We start from the raw sequence: 16,512 nt of genomic DNA on the forward strand, positions 1-16,512 counted from the left end.
GTAGAAGCGCGCCGCCGGCAGTTCGGGCAGGCCGTCGTCGCGGCCCAGCACGCGCAAGCCTTCGCCGCGCTGGCTGTCGGCGATGACGGTGATGGCAAAGCCCGCGCGCGCCGCCGACAGGCATCCGGCCATGCTGCTGCTCTCGAAGACGATGCGCCAGGTGCGATCCGTTTGGCCCAGCGCGGTCACGGCCGACTCGCGGTACACGCACGGCTCGGGGAAGACGGCCAGCGGCAGCGGTTCACCGGCCGCCAGGGGCTGATCCGCCGCATACGCCCAGACCAGGGGTTCTTCCCACAACAACGTGCCGCTGCCCTCGACGCGGCTGCATTGCTTGCCAAAGACGAGATCCAGCCGGCCCCGCTCGTGCTGGCGCAGCAGGTCGGCAGTGATGCCGACCTTCAGTTCGACCGTGGCTTCGGGATGCCACTGCCGGAAGCGTTGCAGCACCTGGGGCAGCCAGGCACCGGCAAAGTCTTCCGAAGCACCGATGCGCAGCCGTCCGCGCAGCGGTGTGCCCCGCAGCTTGGCGCGCGCCTCGCGTTCCAGATCGAGGATGTTGCGGCCATAGGCATACAAGGTGTCGCCGGCCTGGGTCAGTTCCAGGCGGCGCGTGGTGCGCGCCAGCAGGCTGGCGCCGGCGATCTGTTCCAGGCGACGCATGTGCCCGCTGACGGCGGAAGGCGTCAGCGCCAGCCGCTCGGCCGCCGTGGCGAAGCTGCCGCTGTCCACGATTTCGAGGAAGGTGCGCAGGAGCACCGTCTCCAGCGGCGGGCCATCGGCGATGGGAGATGTGTTCATTCGGTAATTCAACGCAAAAAATCATCAATGATGAATGATTATTCTCTAATCGAAGGGAGTCGTCCAGCTACGCTGGCGCATCTTCATGATGAGAGACAAGCCTATGCAGAACTACCACTTCGCTTCGACCGAACGGCTCGACATCGCCTATCTCGAATGGAACCCGCAGGGCAGTAGAACGGCCATCCTGCTGCACGGCTGGCCGGACAGCCCCGAATGCTGGAAGGCCGTGGCGCCTGTTCTGGCCGATGCCGGCTACCGAGTGCTGGCGCCGGCGTTGCGCGGCTTCGCGCCGACCCGGTTCCGTGATGCCGCCACGCCGCGCAGCGGCCAGTTGTCCGCGCTGGGCCGCGACCTGCTCAACTTCATCGATGCCCTTGGGCTGGAGAGCCCGGCGCTGATCGGCCATGACTGGGGCGCACGCGCGGCCGCGAATGCCTGCGGCCTGCGTGACCGCGTGGCCTCGCATCTGGTGATGCTGTCGGTCGGCTATGGCACCAACGATCCGAACCAGCCGCTGACGCTGCCGCAGGCGCGCAACTACTGGTATCACTGGTACATGGCCACGCCGCGCGGTGCCCGCGTCGTACAGGAGGAACGCGAGGCGTTTGCCCGCACGATGTGGGACACCTGGGCACCGGCCGGCTGGTACGACCCAGCCGATTTCGACGAGGCGGTGCGTGCATTCCAGGGGGAGGATTGGGCCGAGATCGTGCTGCACTCCTACCGCCACCGCTGGGGCTTCGCCGAGGGCGACCCGGCCTATGCCGGGGATGAGGCGCGGCTGCACCCGGCCCCGGTGCTGTCGGTGCCGGCGCTGGTGCTGCATGGCGGTGCCGATACCTGCAACCACCCCGACAGTTCCAAAGGCAGGGAGGCATTCTTCAAGGGCAGCTACGAACGGCAAGTGCTCGATGGCGTGGGACACTTCCCGCAGCGCGAAGCGCCGCAGCCCGTGGCCGAGGCCATCCTGCGGTTCTGCCAACTGAAGTAAGTGGCAAGCCCCCTTGAACGCGCAGCCAAACGCTGCGCGTTCTTCGTTCTGGATGAGATGCGAAGGAGTGGGCTATGATGAACAAACAAGCCTGCCAACCCTCGGCAATCGTCACCGCTACAGTGCGATCCGGCTTGCTTTCCCAAGGCTCTTATGTGGCTCCCAGCCCACAACGCCGCCTCCCATGCAGGCGATACGAAACAGAGCTAACCTATTGCCCCGTATATGGTTTCAAGCCCCGCGTGATTTACACGCAAGGCTTGACACAGGCCCTTTTTTGTCTGCGCGCTGCGATCCGGCTATTCGAAACTGGGCAGGCTCGGCTTCACAACGGGCTTGTTCGCGCCGACCCAGGCGTCGAACCCGCCGGCGATCGACTGGACATGCAGGTAGCCCATGTCCTGCAGCGCAGCTGCGGACAGTGCGGCGCGACCGCTGGTCTTGCAATAGAGCACGATGTTCATGTCGCGCGCGGCGAGTTCCGGTGTGCCGCTGAGCTTGAACTCCAGCAGCCCCCGCGGAATGTTGAGGGCGCCGGCGATATGGCCCTCACGAAACTCATCCGCCTCGCGCACGTCGATCAGCACGTCCGCTGCCTGGATCGCGGCGTCGGCATCCGCGACTGCGACTTCCTGTACGTGGGCCCGGGCCAGTTCGACGAGGTCATGTGCGTTCTTCATCCTGCGTTCTCCTTGATGTTGCCAAAACATTCACGCTGCCGTTCACGGGCATGGTGGGTGGTGTCCGGGTCCAGTGCGAGCAGCGCTTCGTACTGGCTGATGAAAACCTGACCGCCCAAATGAGCGAGGAAATCAGTGTTCCGTAATCGGTCCATGACCGGCCCCTTGACCTCGGAAAGATGGAGCTGGATGCCTGCGGTGTGCAAGCGGGCCGTGATGGCCTCAAGACTCTCCAGGGCGCTGGCGTCGATCAGGTTCACGCCTGGACACATCAGCACCAGGTGCTCGGCCTGCGGATAGCGCCCGATCAGCTCGGCGACGCGGTCTTCGAGGAAGCGCGCATTGGGGAAATACAGGCTCTCGTCGACGCGCACCGAGAGCACCCTCGGGCTTTGTATTACGGCGAAGCGCTCGATGTTGCGGAAATGCTCGCTACCCGGCAGCTGGCCGACCACGGCGATATGCGGCTGGCTTGTGCGCCAGAGGAACAGCAACAGCGATAGGCCGACACCGAGCAGGATGCCGCTCTCCACGCCGATCAGCAGCACACCGAGCATGGTGGCAGCCATGGCCGCGGCGTCCTGTCGGGAGTAGCGCCAGGTGCGACGCAGGGCGGAGAGGTCCACCAGACTGAGCACAGCGACAATGATCGTCGCGGCCAGTACCGCGTGTGGCAGATTGCGGAACAGTGGCGTGAACAGCAGCACGGTGAGGCCGATGCCCACTGCGGTCAGCGCACCAGCCAGCGGTGTCTGTGCGCCAGCATCGAAGTTGACCACCGAGCGGGCGAAGCCGCCGGTTACCGGAAAGCCACCACTGAGGGCCGCGGCGACATTGGCGCCGCCAAGCGCGATCAGTTCCTGGTTAGGCTCGATGCGTTCGCGGCGCTTGGCCGCCAGGGTCTGCGCCACGGAAACCGACTCGACGAAGCCGACCAGGCTGATCAGCACCGCTGCAGGCAACAGTTGCAGTGCTAGCGTCATATCCAGCGTCGGCAGCCTCATGCTGGGTAGGCCGCCAGGCACCGCGCCGACTACCCGCACGCCGGCATCGGCGAGCTGAAAGACGCTGACCGCCGCTATCGCCAGCAGCAAGGCGGCGACCGGCCCGATCTTGCTCAGCGTGCCGGCGATATGCGGACTCATACCCGAACGCTGCAGCCAAGTGGAAAGGCGGCTGCGCACCAGGTAGAGAAATAGCAGGCTCGTCGTGCCGACGATGAACGTCGGCAGATGCATTTGTGACAGTGCTCCGAGCAGGCCCAAAACCAGCTCCACGGCGTTTTCACCTCCGGTTGAGATGCCGAGGATGTGCTTGAGCTGGCCGAGAGCGATGAGGATGCCCGAAGCGCTGATGAAGCCGGAAATCACCGGATGGCTGAGGAAATTCGCCAGAAAGCCCAGGCGCAGCACGGCCATGAGCAGCAGCACCGCGCCGGAGAGCAGCGCCAGCAGCATGGCCGCGCCTGCATATTCCGCACTACCCGGGGCGAACAACGGTCCCAAGGCGGCCGCAGTCATCAGCGATACCACTGCCACCGGGCCGACTGCCAGGGTGCGACTGGTGCCGAACAGGGTATAGGCGATCAGCGGCAGCATGCTGGCGTACAGGCCGGTCACTGGCGGCAGGCCGGCGAGCATGGCGTAGGCGAGGCTCTGCGGGATCAGCATCAGCGTTACGATCAGCGCGGCCAGGCTGTCCTTGGCCGCGGCCGCGCGATCATAGTGCCTGACCCACTCCAATATGGGCAGGTAGCGAGCCAAGCGCTGCTTCATCCCTTCTTCTCCTGGGTGAAGTCGCAAGCGTCGGGTGCCTCGGCCGGGCGCGGTTCGAAGTCCAGATGCTTCGGCTCGGCCAGCCATTCATGGCCCTTGAGCATCATCTCGAAGTAGATCGACGGCATCCATTGGGTCTTCAGCTTCCAGGCCAGGCGGCGCGGCACTTTCGGGTCGAGCGGGAACGTCGGCAGCAGCTTTCCGCCATAGCCGAACTCGGCGAGGATCACCTTGCCGTGCTCGACGGTCAGCGGGCAGGAGCCGTAACCATCGTAGATCGCCCGCGGGCCGCTGCCCTTGAGCACACTCAGCACGTTTTCGGCGACCACCGGTGCCTGTTTGCGCACCGCTGCTGCGGTCTTGGCGTTGGGCGCGGAACACACATCGCCGAGGCTGAAGACGTTGCCGAAGCGCGGATGCCGAAGCGTCTCGTGCTCGGCCTCGAACCAGCCGTCGGCGTTGGCCAGGGCGCTGTGGCGAATGAAGTCCGGTGCGTGCTGCGGTGGCACCATGTGCAGCAGATCGAACTCACGCTCCACCGTGGTACTTTGCCCGGCGCTGTCGGTCACCTTGAACCAGGCCTTGCGCGCCGGTCCGTCGACAGCCACCAGATTGTGGTTGAAGTTCAGCCGCGCGCCGTAGCGCTCGACGTACTGCATCAGCGCGGGCACGAAGTCTGCGACGCCGAACAGCACCGCGCCAGCCGAACAGAAGTCGACCTCGATATCCTTCAGCACGCCTTGCTGGCGCCAGTGATCGCAGGACAGGTACATCGCCTTCTGCGGTGCGCCGGCGCACTTGATCGGCATGGGTGGCTGGGTGAATAGCGCCTTGCCGCCGCGCAGGTTCTGCACCAGTTGCCAGGTGTAGGGCGCCAGTTCGAAGGCGTAATTCGAGGTCACGCCGAACTTGCCGAGGCTGTCGCGGGCGCCTTCGATGGCGTCCCAGTCGAGGCTCAGGCCCGGGCAGACCACCAGCGCCCGATAGCCGATGCGGCTGCCGTCTTCGAGCACCACTTGCTGGTGCTCCGGCTCGAAGGCTTCGGCAGCCGCGCGGATCCATTGCGCCTTGGACGGAATGCAGCGACTCATCGCGCGCTCGGTGGCGGCGCGGTCGAACACGCCGGCGCCTACCAGCGTCCAGCCTGGCTGATAGTAGTGCTGTTCACGGGGTTCGATGATTGCGACGCGCAGTTCGGGGTCGCGCTTGAGCAAACTGGCGGTCACGGCACAGCCGGCCGCGCCGCCGCCAATCACCAGGACGTCGTAGCGCGGCGTGACGGCGAATTTCGAAGCGCCCGGCAGCGGCAGATCGGTTGTCGACTGCCAGTAACCCTGCATGCGTGGCAGCAGGCCGCTTAGGTCGTAACTGGCTTGCTGGGCTGTCTGCAGCAACACCTGCGGATCGAGGTGATGTGCCTGGGCCAGTGCCCAGAGCGAGGCCGAGCGTGTCCCGGTGCGACAGAACGCCAGTGCTGGCCCCTTGATCCGCGCCAGTAGCGCTCGGAAGGCCGCGACGTCGGCATCAGTGATCTGCCCGGATACGACCGGTAGATGGTGATACTCGAGGCCGGACGCCTCGGCGGCGGTGCGCATGGCCTCGCTGGACGGCTGGCCTTCGTTCTCGTTGTCCGGGCGGTTGTTGATGACGCAGCGAAATCCGCTGCCGGCCAGCAGTGCCATGTCCGCCGGTTGCAGCTGGGCAGCGACGGAGATGAAAGGGGTCAGTCGTTTTATTGTTTGCATGTCGACGTCCTCCACGCTTGGGGCTACAGCACGTCCAGGGGAATCTTCAGGTAGCGCGTGCCATTGCTTTCCGGCTCGGGCAGCTCGCCGCCGCGCATGTTGATCTGTACAGAGGGCAGGATCAGCGTAGGCATGCCCAGCGTGGCATCCCGTGCCGTGCGCATGGCGACGAACTGGTCCTCGCTGATGCCGGCGTGCACGTGCACGTTGTGTTCGCGCTCGGCGGCGATGGTCGTTTCATAGAGAAACTCTTCACGGCCGGGCGCCTTGTAGTCGTGGCACATGAATACCCGTGTGTCGCCCGGCAGGGCGAACAGCTTCTGGATCGACTGGTACAGCGTGCGCGCGTCGCCGCCCGGGAAATCGCAACGGGCAGTGCCGTAATCGGGCATGAACAGCGTGTCGCCGACGAACGCCGCATCACCGATGACATAGGTCATGCAGGCCGGGGTGTGGCCCGGGGTATGGATGGCGCGCGCCTGGATGTTGCCGACCTGGAAGGTATCGCCATCGTGGAACAGGTGGTCGAACTGGCGGCCATCGGTCGCAAAGCCGGTACCGGCGTTGAACAGCTTGCCGAAGGTGTCCTGCACCACGGTGATGCGATCGCCGATCGCCAGCTTGCCGCCTAGTTGCTGCCTGAGGTACGGCGCTGCGCTCAGATGGTCGGCGTGCACGTGGGTTTCCAGCAGCCACTGCACCTTGAGGTCGTGCTCGCGTACATAGTCGACCAGGCGCTGGGCGGTGGCATGGGAGGTGCGGCCGGATGCCGGGTCGTAGTCCAGCACCGAATCGATCACTGCGCACTGACGGGTCTGCGGGTCGCTGACCACATAGCTGTAGGTGAAAGTGGCGGGATCGAAGAAGGGTTCGACGTGGGCGTTCATGGGTGAGCTCCTCTCCAGGTTTAATACCGGTGGGGGTATCTGTTCGGGAAGATCTTAGCTCTGAAATAGGTTATATGCTTAGATTTATTGGTTATTAGTGAAGGCCGCGAAATTCGTCCCGACCACCCGGCTCAACAGCTCGCCGCGCTGCGGCTGAGATCAGCTTGCAAGCGGGTTGGCGGCATCGCTGACAATCCGGCCATCGACCAGCTGGATGGTGCGCTCGCAATCGGCGGCCAGGCGCGGATCATGAGTCACCACCAGTATCGCGCAGCCGAACTGCGCATTGATGCGGTGAAACAGCTCAAACACGCTTTGCGCGGTGCGGGTATCGAGGTTGCCGGTCGGCTCGTCGGCCAGCAACAGAGGTGGGCGGGTCACGAGCGCCCGGGCTATGGCCACCCGCTGCTGCTGGCCGCCGGAGATCTGCGTCGGCTTCTTGTCGGCGAATTGCGCCAGTCCGACTTCGTCGAGCAGGCCGCGGGCCAGATCGATATCCGCGCGTGACGGCTTGCCGTGGCGAACCATCAGCGGCATCAGCACGTTCTCCAGCACGCTGAATGCCGAGATCAGGTGGTGAAACTGGAACACGAAGCCGATTGCCTGGTTGCGCAGGTGCGTGCGCGCTTCATCGTCGCTGTCGCGCGTCGCCTGGCCGAGCACGTACAGTTCGCCGGAGCTGGGCGTATCGAGCAGGCCGATCAGGTTCAGCAGCGTGCTCTTACCTGAGCCGGATGGGCCGATCAGCGCGGCCAGCTCACCGCGGTTCAGGCGCAGGTCGATACCGTGCAACACCTCGGTTTCCAGTGGTGTGCCTATGTTGAAGGCCTTGCGTACCTGTTCCAGGCGCAGGACCTCATTGACCGGGCTGGCTGGCAGGGTTTCAGACATATCGAATCGCCACCGCAGGGTCGTAGCGCGCCGCACGCCGCGCCGGCATCGCCGCCGCCAGCACGCCGGTGATTGTCGCTACCAGCATGGCCAGCGGCACCAGGGTCGGATCGACCGGAATGGTGAACAGCCGCGGGCCAAACAGATTGAAAACCTGCACCAGGCCCCAGCCGACGCCTCCGCCGCAGGCCGAACCGAGCAGCCCGAGCAGCCCGCCCTGCAGCAGGAACACGCGCAGGATCTGCCCGCGCGGGCTGCCCATGGCGCGCAGGATGCCGATCTCGCGGGTGCGCTGGACGACGCTCACGGCGAGCACGCTGGCGATACCAAAGGCCACGGAGATACCGACGAATACACGGATCATCTCCGTGGTCATGCTCTGCGAGGCGAGCGCGTTGAGCAGTTGCCCATTGGTTTCCATCCAGCTTTCGGCGCGCAGCCCGGTGAGGCGCGCGAGGCGTTCGGCGACCTGATCGGCCTCGAAGATCTCGGCGACCGTGGTATCGATCACTGTGACGCCGCCGGGCAGGTCGAGCAGTGTCTGCGCCTGTTTCAGGTCCAGGTACACGTAGCGCGCATCCAACTCGCGCACGCCCAGCTCGAAGATACCGGCGATATCGACGACCGCCTCGCGGCCTTCGCCGGCGTCCAAACGCAGCTTGTCGCCGATGCCCAGGCCGAGGTCGCGTGCCAGTTCCTTGCCGATAACCGCATGGCCGGCGCCCACGGTGAACAGCCCGGCGATCAGGTCGTCTGCCAGCGGGATGATGCGCTGATAGCGCGGCGGGTCGATGCCGAGCAGCGCCACCGAGGCGCGGGCCACGCCGCGTCGGGCGATGGCCGGGCCGCTGATCACCGGCGACACCGCGAGGATCTGTGCGTCCTGGTCGAGCACGTCGCGTACGTCCCTCCAGTTGATGATCGAGCGCAGGCGCTGCGCCCGCGGGCTCTCCAGCACCAGCGACCAGCTGTGGTCAGCGGCGGGCAGAATGCGGTTGACCTCGTCCGGCGGCAGGATGCGGATATGCGCCTGGGTGCCCAGGGTGCGCTCGACCACATTGGCCTGCAGGCCGGTGATCAGCGCCGTGATGAACACGATCACCGCCGAGCCGACGGCGATACCGAACATGATCAGCAACGTCTGCATGCGGTCGTCCAGCAAGAAGCGCAGGGCGATCTTCCATTCGGTCCACAGCGAGTCGGCCAGGCGCATGCAGTCAGTCCTGAATGCCGGTTGGAATCGTTTGCTCACGCACGCGTACGCGCTGGCCTTCCTCGGCGTCGCCGATCAACACCAGATCACCTGCCGCCAGCCCTTCACTGACTTCGCTCAGCGCGGTGCCGAGCATCCCCAGACGCACGCCGACCCGCTCCACCACGCCGTCATTGACGCGCAATACCTGGGCGCGTGTTCCGTCGCGGGCGCGCAGCGCATCGTTGGGCAATACCAGGGCTTGCTCGCGTCGGCCGGTCTCGATGTTCACCGAGACGGTCATGCCCTGACGCAGGAAGTCGGCTGGCTCCAGCAGGTCGAGATGGACATCGATGGTCCCACGGGCGGTATCGACGCTCGGCGCGATAAAGCTGACGCGTGCCGGCAGCACTCGATCCGGGTAGGCATCGGCGATGATCCTGGCGGCCTGGCCCAGTTCGATCGGGGCCAGATTCTTTTCGTCCAGAGGCAGCAGGATTTCGCTACTGCCGGAGCGGGCGATCGTTAGCAGGGTGCGGCCGGGCTGTACCAGGTCGCCGGGTTCGACTTCGCGCGTCTGCACGATGCCGTCGACCTGGGCGTGGATGCGGGCTTTCGCCAGGTTCGCGCGCGCCGCTTCCAGGCGCTGACGCAGGACCTGTTCCTCGCTGCCGCCTTCGCCCACGGCCGCGGCGGCGAGGCGGGCGCGATCTCGGACCACACGGGCAGTCAGCGTTGCGCGGCGAGCCTGCTCAAGGGCCTCGGAGGCCAGGAGCTTGCGTTCGAACAGTGTCTCCCGGCGCTGGAGTTCGCGATCGGCCTGTTCGAGGTTGTTCTGTGCCTCGCGTAGGGTGGCCTGTGCCTGGGGGCGGCTGGAATCAATCAGCTGCCGCAGGGCCGCTTCCGCCTCGCGCAGGCGGGCGCGCTGCTCGTCGTCGCGCAGCTCCAGCAACAGATCGCCAGCCTTTACCGCATCGCCCTCGCGCACATGGCGCACGGCGATAACGCCGGTGATTTCGCTGCCGACCTGCGCCAGCGACTGGCTGTCCACCTCGCCGCTGGCGACCACGCGTTGCACCAGTGGGCGTGTTTCCAGGCGATAACCGGGCAGTTCCGGCCCTTGAAGCTGGCGCCAGATCATCCAGCCGGCCAGCAGCAGGACCGGGATGATCAGCAAAAGCGCGCGACGAATGGTTTTTGCAGCGGGCACGACGGACCACTCCTTAATGCGGCCCCTCCGGGCCATCGAACCCGCCAAGCTTACGGTCATACCCATGGGGGTACAACGCGGGCGTTGCGCGCAGGTCGGCGATGGTCTGCGGCTATCGTGACCATAGGCTCTGGAGCAGGGCGTGGCGGAGTACACTGGCCGCCCGCATCGAGGATTCTGAAATCATGGCGTCCACCGTTCAAAGCCCGGCGGCCACTCTGCGCGCTGCCTGGCTCGCACAGGCGCAAGCCAACCCCTGGATCACCTTCGGTCTTGCGGCAACTGCAGTGGCGGTGCTGTTACTGCTAGTGGCGGGTACCGCCAACGCTTTGCAGAGCAGCGAGGCGGGCAACGTTCGCTACGCGCTGTTGGGCGGCAGCGCCGGTTTCGTAGCGACGGCGGTCGGCGCGTTTCTGGCGATCGGCCTGCGTGACATTTCTACCCGCACCCAGGACAGCATGCTTGGCTTTGCCGCCGGCATGATGCTCGCTGCGAGCGCTTTCTCCCTGATCCTTCCGGGGTTGGAAGCGGGGCGTGAATTGTTCGGTAACGGCCCGGCTGCGGCGCTGACGGTGGTGGTCGGCCTGGGGCTTGGCGTGTTGCTCATGCTCGGTCTGGATTACTTCACGCCGCACGAGCATGAAAGCACTGGCCCCTGTGGTCCCGAGTGCGAACGCCTGAACAGGGTCTGGCTGTTTGTGCTCGCCATTGCGCTGCACAACATCCCAGAAGGCATGGCCATCGGTGTGAGCTTCGCCAATGGCGACCTGAGCGTCGGCCTGCCGCTGACCACGGCGATCTCCATTCAGGACATTCCCGAGGGCCTGGCCGTCGCGCTGGCGTTGCGCACCACCGGGTTGTCGGCGCTGGGTTCGGTGCTGGTCGCCGCGGCATCCGGGCTGATGGAGCCGATCGGCGCGCTGGTGGGTATCGGCATGTCCAGCGGCTTCGCCATCGCCTATCCCATCAGCCTCGGCCTGGCCGCGGGGGCAATGATCTTCGTGGTATCCCACGAGGTGATCCCGGAAACCCACCGCAACGGCCATCAGACGCCCGCCACGCTGGGCCTCATGGTGGGCTTCGCGGTGATGATGTTCCTCGATACCGCGCTGGGCTGAAGCGTCAGGGCTTGTCCGCCTCGGTCTGCATGATCAGCTCGACGCGGCGGTTGCTGGCGCGACCCTGTTCGTCGCCGTTGTCGGCGAGCGGTCGCGTGTCGGCGTAGCCGGTTGCGCTCAGCCGCGTCGATTCGATGCCGGCCAGCTGCAGGTAGCGCACCACGCTGCTGGCGCGGCTGGCGGAAAGCTCCCAGTTGGACGGGAAGCGCTCGGTCTGGATGGGCAGATTGTCGGTATGGCCCTCGACGATGATCCGATGACCGCCTGCGGCGAGGGTTGGGACCAATCGGTCGATCACATCCAGCCCGGCGTCTTCCAGCTCCGCCCGCCCTGAGCCGAACAGAATTTCGCTGCTGATTCGAAAGCTGATGCTGCCATCGTTGACGATGACCTCGATGTCGTCGCCCAGCGCCAGATCGGGCTTCGCTTCGCTCGTGTCGTCCTGCTGCGTATCAGCCGCCGGCGCCGGTAGCGGCATGATCGATGGTATGGGTGAAGCGCTTGGCTGCAGTGCTACCAGCTGATCGCCAGCCGCCTGCTGCGTGGCTTCTATCATCGCTGGCTCGCTCTGCTGGCCTTCGCCCTTGCCGGCCAGCGCCAGCATGATCACCAGCATCACCAGCAGCAGGGTGAGCATGTCCAGGTAGGTGATCAGCCAGGCTTCCTGCTCTTCCTCTCGCTGCGGCTCGATATGCCAGCGGGAGAAGCGACTGCCCTGCGATGCCTGGCCGTTCACGTGCGTTCGTCCTGCGGCGCGCTGCGCGGTACGGCGGGGCTGCCGTCGCGAATTTCGTCGTCGTGGTGGGCGATGAACGACTTGAGCGTTTCGCGCATGTAGGCCGGGCTGCGGCGATTGCACATCATGGAGATGCCCTGCATCACCAGATTCATCAGCGCCACGCGTTGCTCGGTACGCCGTTCGAGCTTCACAGCCACTGGTTTGAGGATCAGGTTGGCCAGCAGCACGCCGTAGAAGGTCGTCATCAGCGCGACCGCGAGGCTGCGGCCGATCAGGTCCATATTGCCGCTACCGAGCATGAACATCAGGTTGATCAGTCCGACCAGCGTGCCGATCATTCCGAACGCCGGCGCATAGTTGGACATCGCCCGGAACAGCTGTGCCTCGGCATTCTCCCGGGCGCGCAGTCGTGCGATGCGCCATTGCAGAAGTTCCAGGATGTCTTCTTCGGGGGTGTTGTCGATCACCAGCTGCACGCCGGTGCGCAGAAAGGGATTGCTGACCTGCTCGACCGCTTTTTCCACTGCAGGTAGATCACCGCTGATCCACAGTCGCGAGATCTGCACCAGCTCATCGAGATCCTGCCGGGTGTACAGGCGCTCGTTGCGCATCACGGTCCAGATCAGCCCGAACACTCGGGTGACTTCGCGCAACGGATAGCTGATAAAGGTCGCCGCCAGGGTGCCGACCAGTACGATGCCGAGGCTTGGCAGGTCGATGAAAAGCGCGGGTTCTTTGGCGGCGAAGAGCATGACGACGGCGAGCAGTCCGATGCTCGCGACGATGCCGATCAGGGTGGAGGGATTCATCGGAACTCCGCTGAAGGGGGCAGTGCAGAAAGCGCCCGATCATAGCAGCTGGCCTTGCGCGTACGGCTGACCTGGGTCAGATCAGCCGCTGGCAGCCGCTCTACAGATTCTCAAGCAGCCGGCGCGCCGCTTCCTGGCCGCTAAGCCAGGCGCCTTCCACTCGGCCGGACAGGCACCAGTCGCCGCAGGCGTAAAGACCCAACCCGGCGTCGGCCAGGGCATTCCATTCGTGGGCCTGGGCCGGGCGGGCATACAGCCAGCGATGGGCCAAGGTGAACTCCGGGGCCGGCACCACACAATCGATCAGCTCGGCGAATGCGCCATGCAAGCGCTCGATCACCGCCTCCTTGGGCAGGTCGAGGTGCTGTCGGCTCCAGCTGCTGGTGCCGTGCAAAACCCAGGTATCCAGCTCGCCGTTGCGGCCGGGCTTGCTGCGGTTGCGAGCGATCCAGTCCAGCGCATCGTCGCGAACGAAGCAGCCTTCCAGCATGGTGTTCAACGGAGTCGCGAAGCCCAGCGCGACCGCCCAGGTGGGCTCCATGGCTACGCTGGCGGCGACGGCGGCGAGCTTGGGTGCGCTGGAGAGCAGCGCAGCCGCCTGCGGCGCCGGCACGGCAATCACCACCTGGCTGAATGGTCCGTGGCTTACGCCTGTGGCATCGACCAGCGTCCAGAACTGCTCGCCGCGAAACACTTCGGTGATGCGGCAGCTGAAGTTGACCGGCATGTCGCCCAGCAACCCGCGGGTGATCGAACTCATCGTCGGTGTGCCGACCCAGCGCACCTGCTCGTCGGCAGATGGTTTCAGTTGACCGTCATGGGACTGGTACATGCTGGGCGACCATTGATCGACCCAGCCTTCGCTCTGCCACTGGCGGACGGTTTCGCCAAAGCGACGATCCCGGGCGGTGAAGTATTGCGCGCCCAGGTCGAGCGAGCCCGCATCGCTGCGCTTGCTGGCCATGCGGCCGCCGCTGCCGCGGCTCTTGTCGAACAGATGTACTGCCTGCCCGGCATCGTGGAGGGCGCGCGCAGCGGAGAGCCCCGCGATCCCGGTTCCGATGACGGCGATTGGAGCCTTGCTCATGATTACCTCGTGTGCTGTTGCCATCAGCCGCACAGCGAAATCGCTGCACAGCATGGTTTCATGACAAGCGTTCGATAGCGCTTGAGCCTGCCCATCCTCGGACAGACGTTGGTCTTTGGCTAGAGGCTTTCGACGCAATGCGCATACCGCTCGCCGGTTCAATCCATTGATAGTCGGGTTGCTGGCGCTTCATGGAAGAGGATGCAAGTGGCCTGCCGTAAGCGTGGCAGCAGTCTGTGGTTGTAAGTTGCTGATAAGCCGGTACAATGGCGCCGCTCGCCGCCAGGCGGGTTTCGTTATGGTGGGCCCTGCCGGTCCCCTCGCAACGATCAGCCGTGAACCCGGTCAGGCCCGGAAGGGAGCAGCCGCAGCGGTGACATTGTGTGCCGGGGTGTGGCTGGTAGGGTTCACCTCCATAACGATCTTCTCGTTTTTCCTTTCTCTCTTATCTGAATCCGCTGACGCCTTTGCAGGCTCGGGCGTATACGCGTGTCTGCCGTTCCTGTTATGGCATGGCAACCGGTTGCTGGCGCCAACCTTGTATCCTGCGCAGCATTTCCAGAGGCACGAAGTGCCGGTATCGGCTCGAGGAGCACGGTTTTGTCTGTAAAAGCGAAGTGGGACATCTTCTGCGCAGTCGTGGATAACTTCGGTGACATCGGCGTCACCTGGCGCCTGGCCCGGCAGCTGGCGTCGGAACACGGTCAGCACGTGCGGCTGTGGGTGGATGACCTGGATACCTTCGCTCGGCTGTGCCCGGCGGCCAATGCCGAGGCGGAACAGCAGCTGCACGAGGGCGTGGAGGTCCGGCGCTGGTCCGGCCAATGGTCAGCTACCGAGCCCGCCGATGTGGTCATCGAGGCGTTCGCCTGCAATTTGCCGCAGCCCTACATCAATGCCATGGCTGCCAGCGGTCGTCGCATCCTCTGGCTGAACCTCGAGTATCTGAGCGCCGAGGACTGGATCGTCGGCTGCCATGCGCTGCCCTCACTGCAGGCCAACGGCTTGCAGAAGTACTTCTTCTTCCCGGGCTTCGAAGCCCGGACCGGCGGTCTGATCCGTGAAGCTGATCTGATGTTGCGCCGTGCGGAATTTCAGAGCGATATGGCGCAACAGACCGCTTTTCTTGCCTCGCTCGGCGTAGCGCGACAGCCCGGCGCGCGCCTGTTGTCCTTGTTCGCCTACGAAAACACTGCGGTCGCCGGTTGGCTGGACGCCCTCGCGGCCGATTCGCGCAGCAACCAGCTGCTGGTCCCGGAAGGGCGAGTACTTGGCGATGTTGCCGCCTGGCTTGGCGTGCCTAGCCTGCATGCGGGCGATCAGCATCGGCGCGGCAGTTTGCAGCTTTGCATCGTGCCGTTCATGACTCAGGACGAATACGACCTGCTGCTGTGGAGCTGCGATTTCAACGCAGTGCGCGGGGAGGAGTCCTTTATCCGCGCCCAGTGGGCCGGCAGACCGCTGGTGTGGCACATCTATCCTCAGGAAGACGATGCCCACTGGGATAAACTCCATGCCTTTCTCGATCTGTACGCGCATGAGCTGTCGCCCACGGCCAACGCAGCGCTACGCGAATTCTGGCGTGCCTGGAACGCCGGGCAGGGGGCTGGCGAAGCCTGGACGGCTCTGGTCCGCGAATACCCGCCCTTGCTGCAACATGCCGAAGCCTGGACCCACGAGCAGGTAGCCAATGGCGATCTGGCCGGGAAGCTGGTGTTTTTCTTCACCGATTGGCTAGGTGCTGTTCACGCTTAGCGTGCGACCGCACCTTCAATTATGGTGGGGAAACGCCGTGGCCTGATCTCCGCGCCTTGTTGTACGCCGCTCCGCATGGCGCCATTTGGCGCAGCAACGTGGCTTGCGACCAGGCGGGAACAGACCCTATGATACGCGGCCTGTTTTTTGTCTCTAATTCCCCTTCGGATATTTCGTATGAAAACCGCACAAGAGTTCCGTGCCGGCCAGGTGGCCATCATCAACGGCGCACCCTGGGTCATCCAGAAAGCCGAGTTCAACAAGTCCGGCCGTAACAGTGCCGTGGTCAAGATGAAGTTGAAGAACCTGCTCAACGGTTCGGCTACCGAGACCGTTTACAAGGCTGACGACAAGCTGGAGCCGGTCATCCTCGAGCGCAAGGAAGTGACCTATTCCTACTTCGCCGACCCGCTGTACGTGTTCATGGACGACGAGTTCAACCAGTACGAAATCGAAAAAGACGACCTGGAAGGTGTAATGACCTTCATCGAAGACGGCATGACCGACGTCTGCGAAGCCGTTTTCTACAACGACAAGGTGATTTCCGTCGAACTGCCGACCACCATCATTCGCGAAATCGTTTACACCGAGCCGTCCGTACGTGGGGATACTTCCGGCAAGGTCATGAAGACCGCTCGCCTGAAGAACGGTGCCGAGCTGCAGGTTTCCGCGTTCTGCGAAATCGGCGACTCGATCGAAATCGACACCCGCACCGGCGAGTACAAGTCCCGCGTCAAGGCCTGATAGGCCACGCAGACTGCTCGAAAAAGAAACCCGGCCTGGCGCCGGGTTTTTTTATGCCCTTTCACTTGCCGATCGGTGCGCGACA

15 protein-coding genes and 1 other RNA gene are annotated in these 16,512 nt (G+C 64.6%); 5 read left to right on the plus strand and 11 right to left on the minus strand.

The genetic code is table 11. From position 1 onward, the window contains the following. A partial coding sequence (locus LO50_RS21315) for a LysR substrate-binding domain-containing protein (RefSeq protein WP_044316286.1) occupies positions 1–801 on the minus strand: 801 nt, incomplete at its 3' end. Between the two features lie 103 nt (positions 802–904). On the opposite strand from LO50_RS21315, the gene LO50_RS21320 reads away from it, so the two are divergent. Continuing rightward, entirely contained in the window at positions 905–1,795 is an 891-nt protein-coding gene (locus LO50_RS21320; protein ID WP_044316287.1) for an alpha/beta fold hydrolase, read from the plus strand. 299 nt (positions 1,796–2,094) lie between these two features. On the opposite strand, the gene LO50_RS21325 is transcribed toward LO50_RS21320, so the two are convergent. The 7 genes from LO50_RS21325 to LO50_RS21355 form a co-directional block, all read right to left on the minus strand. Then, a complete protein-coding gene (locus tag LO50_RS21325) occupies positions 2,095–2,475 on the minus strand; it encodes a rhodanese-like domain-containing protein (RefSeq protein ID WP_014820814.1) in 381 nt (126 codons plus the stop codon). Next, the gene (locus LO50_RS21330) at positions 2,472–4,250 is read right to left on the minus strand and encodes a SulP family inorganic anion transporter (protein WP_044316288.1); all 1,779 of its coding nucleotides are present in this window, start codon (positions 4,248–4,250) and stop codon (positions 2,472–2,474) included. Before LO50_RS21330 ends, LO50_RS21325 begins: the two co-directional genes overlap by 4 nt. Then, entirely contained in the window at positions 4,247–5,995 is a 1,749-nt protein-coding gene (locus tag LO50_RS21335; RefSeq protein ID WP_044316289.1) for a bifunctional protein tyrosine phosphatase family protein/NAD(P)/FAD-dependent oxidoreductase, read from the minus strand. The genes LO50_RS21330 and LO50_RS21335 overlap by 4 nt, the downstream gene beginning before the upstream one ends. A gap of 23 nt (positions 5,996–6,018) precedes the next feature. Beyond that, on the minus strand, positions 6,019–6,882 hold the full coding sequence (locus LO50_RS21340) for an MBL fold metallo-hydrolase (RefSeq protein ID WP_044316290.1): 864 nt from the start codon (positions 6,880–6,882) through the stop codon (positions 6,019–6,021). A gap of 159 nt (positions 6,883–7,041) precedes the next feature. Next, positions 7,042–7,773 carry an ABC transporter ATP-binding protein gene (locus LO50_RS21345; protein WP_044316291.1) on the minus strand — a complete coding sequence of 244 codons (732 nt, stop codon included), beginning with the start codon at positions 7,771–7,773 and terminating at the stop codon, positions 7,042–7,044. Next, positions 7,766–8,986 carry an ABC transporter permease gene (locus tag LO50_RS21350; protein ID WP_014820809.1) on the minus strand — a complete coding sequence of 407 codons (1,221 nt, stop codon included), beginning with the start codon at positions 8,984–8,986 and terminating at the stop codon, positions 7,766–7,768. Before LO50_RS21350 ends, LO50_RS21345 begins: the two co-directional genes overlap by 8 nt. A gap of 4 nt (positions 8,987–8,990) precedes the next feature. Then, positions 8,991–10,175 carry an efflux RND transporter periplasmic adaptor subunit gene (locus LO50_RS21355; RefSeq protein ID WP_044316292.1) on the minus strand — a complete coding sequence of 395 codons (1,185 nt, stop codon included), beginning with the start codon at positions 10,173–10,175 and terminating at the stop codon, positions 8,991–8,993. A 185-nt stretch (positions 10,176–10,360) separates the two neighbouring features. On the opposite strand from LO50_RS21355, the gene LO50_RS21360 reads away from it, so the two are divergent. After that, on the plus strand, positions 10,361–11,293 hold the full coding sequence (locus LO50_RS21360; RefSeq protein ID WP_003299516.1) for a ZIP family metal transporter: 933 nt from the start codon (positions 10,361–10,363) through the stop codon (positions 11,291–11,293). Positions 11,294–11,297: 4 nt separating this feature from the next. Here the strand turns inward: LO50_RS21360 and LO50_RS21365 are convergent, their stop codons facing one another. The 3 genes from LO50_RS21365 to LO50_RS21375 form a co-directional block, all read right to left on the minus strand. Further along, positions 11,298–12,029 (minus strand): OmpA/MotB family protein, encoded by a 732-nt coding sequence (locus LO50_RS21365; RefSeq protein ID WP_044316293.1) that lies wholly within the window; start codon positions 12,027–12,029, stop codon positions 11,298–11,300. Continuing rightward, a complete protein-coding gene (locus tag LO50_RS21370; protein ID WP_044316294.1) occupies positions 12,026–12,841 on the minus strand; it encodes a motility protein A in 816 nt (271 codons plus the stop codon). The genes LO50_RS21365 and LO50_RS21370 overlap by 4 nt, the downstream gene beginning before the upstream one ends. Before the next feature lie 100 nt (positions 12,842–12,941). Continuing rightward, positions 12,942–13,928, minus strand: a complete 987-nt coding sequence (locus tag LO50_RS21375; RefSeq protein ID WP_036998901.1) for an NAD(P)/FAD-dependent oxidoreductase — start codon at positions 13,926–13,928, stop codon at positions 12,942–12,944. 309 nt (positions 13,929–14,237) lie between these two features. On the opposite strand from LO50_RS21375, the gene ffs reads away from it, so the two are divergent. The 3 genes from ffs to efp all read left to right on the plus strand — a co-directional run bounded on the left by ffs (position 14,238) and on the right by efp (position 16,427). Continuing rightward, an RNA gene (gene ffs, locus LO50_RS24370) (signal recognition particle sRNA small type) lies at positions 14,238–14,334 on the plus strand. A 194-nt stretch (positions 14,335–14,528) separates the two neighbouring features. Next, positions 14,529–15,683, plus strand: coding sequence for an elongation factor P maturation arginine rhamnosyltransferase EarP (gene earP / locus LO50_RS21380; protein WP_044316295.1), 1,155 nt, complete (start codon positions 14,529–14,531; stop codon positions 15,681–15,683). Positions 15,684–15,860: 177 nt separating this feature from the next. Then, complete coding sequence (gene efp / locus LO50_RS21385) at positions 15,861–16,427, plus strand: elongation factor P (protein ID WP_044316296.1); 567 nt, start codon at positions 15,861–15,863, stop codon at positions 16,425–16,427. Positions 16,428–16,512: the final 85 nt, after the last annotated feature.

This window comes from Stutzerimonas stutzeri, assembly GCF_000935215.1.
Taxonomy (GTDB): Bacteria; Pseudomonadota; Gammaproteobacteria; order Pseudomonadales; family Pseudomonadaceae; genus Stutzerimonas.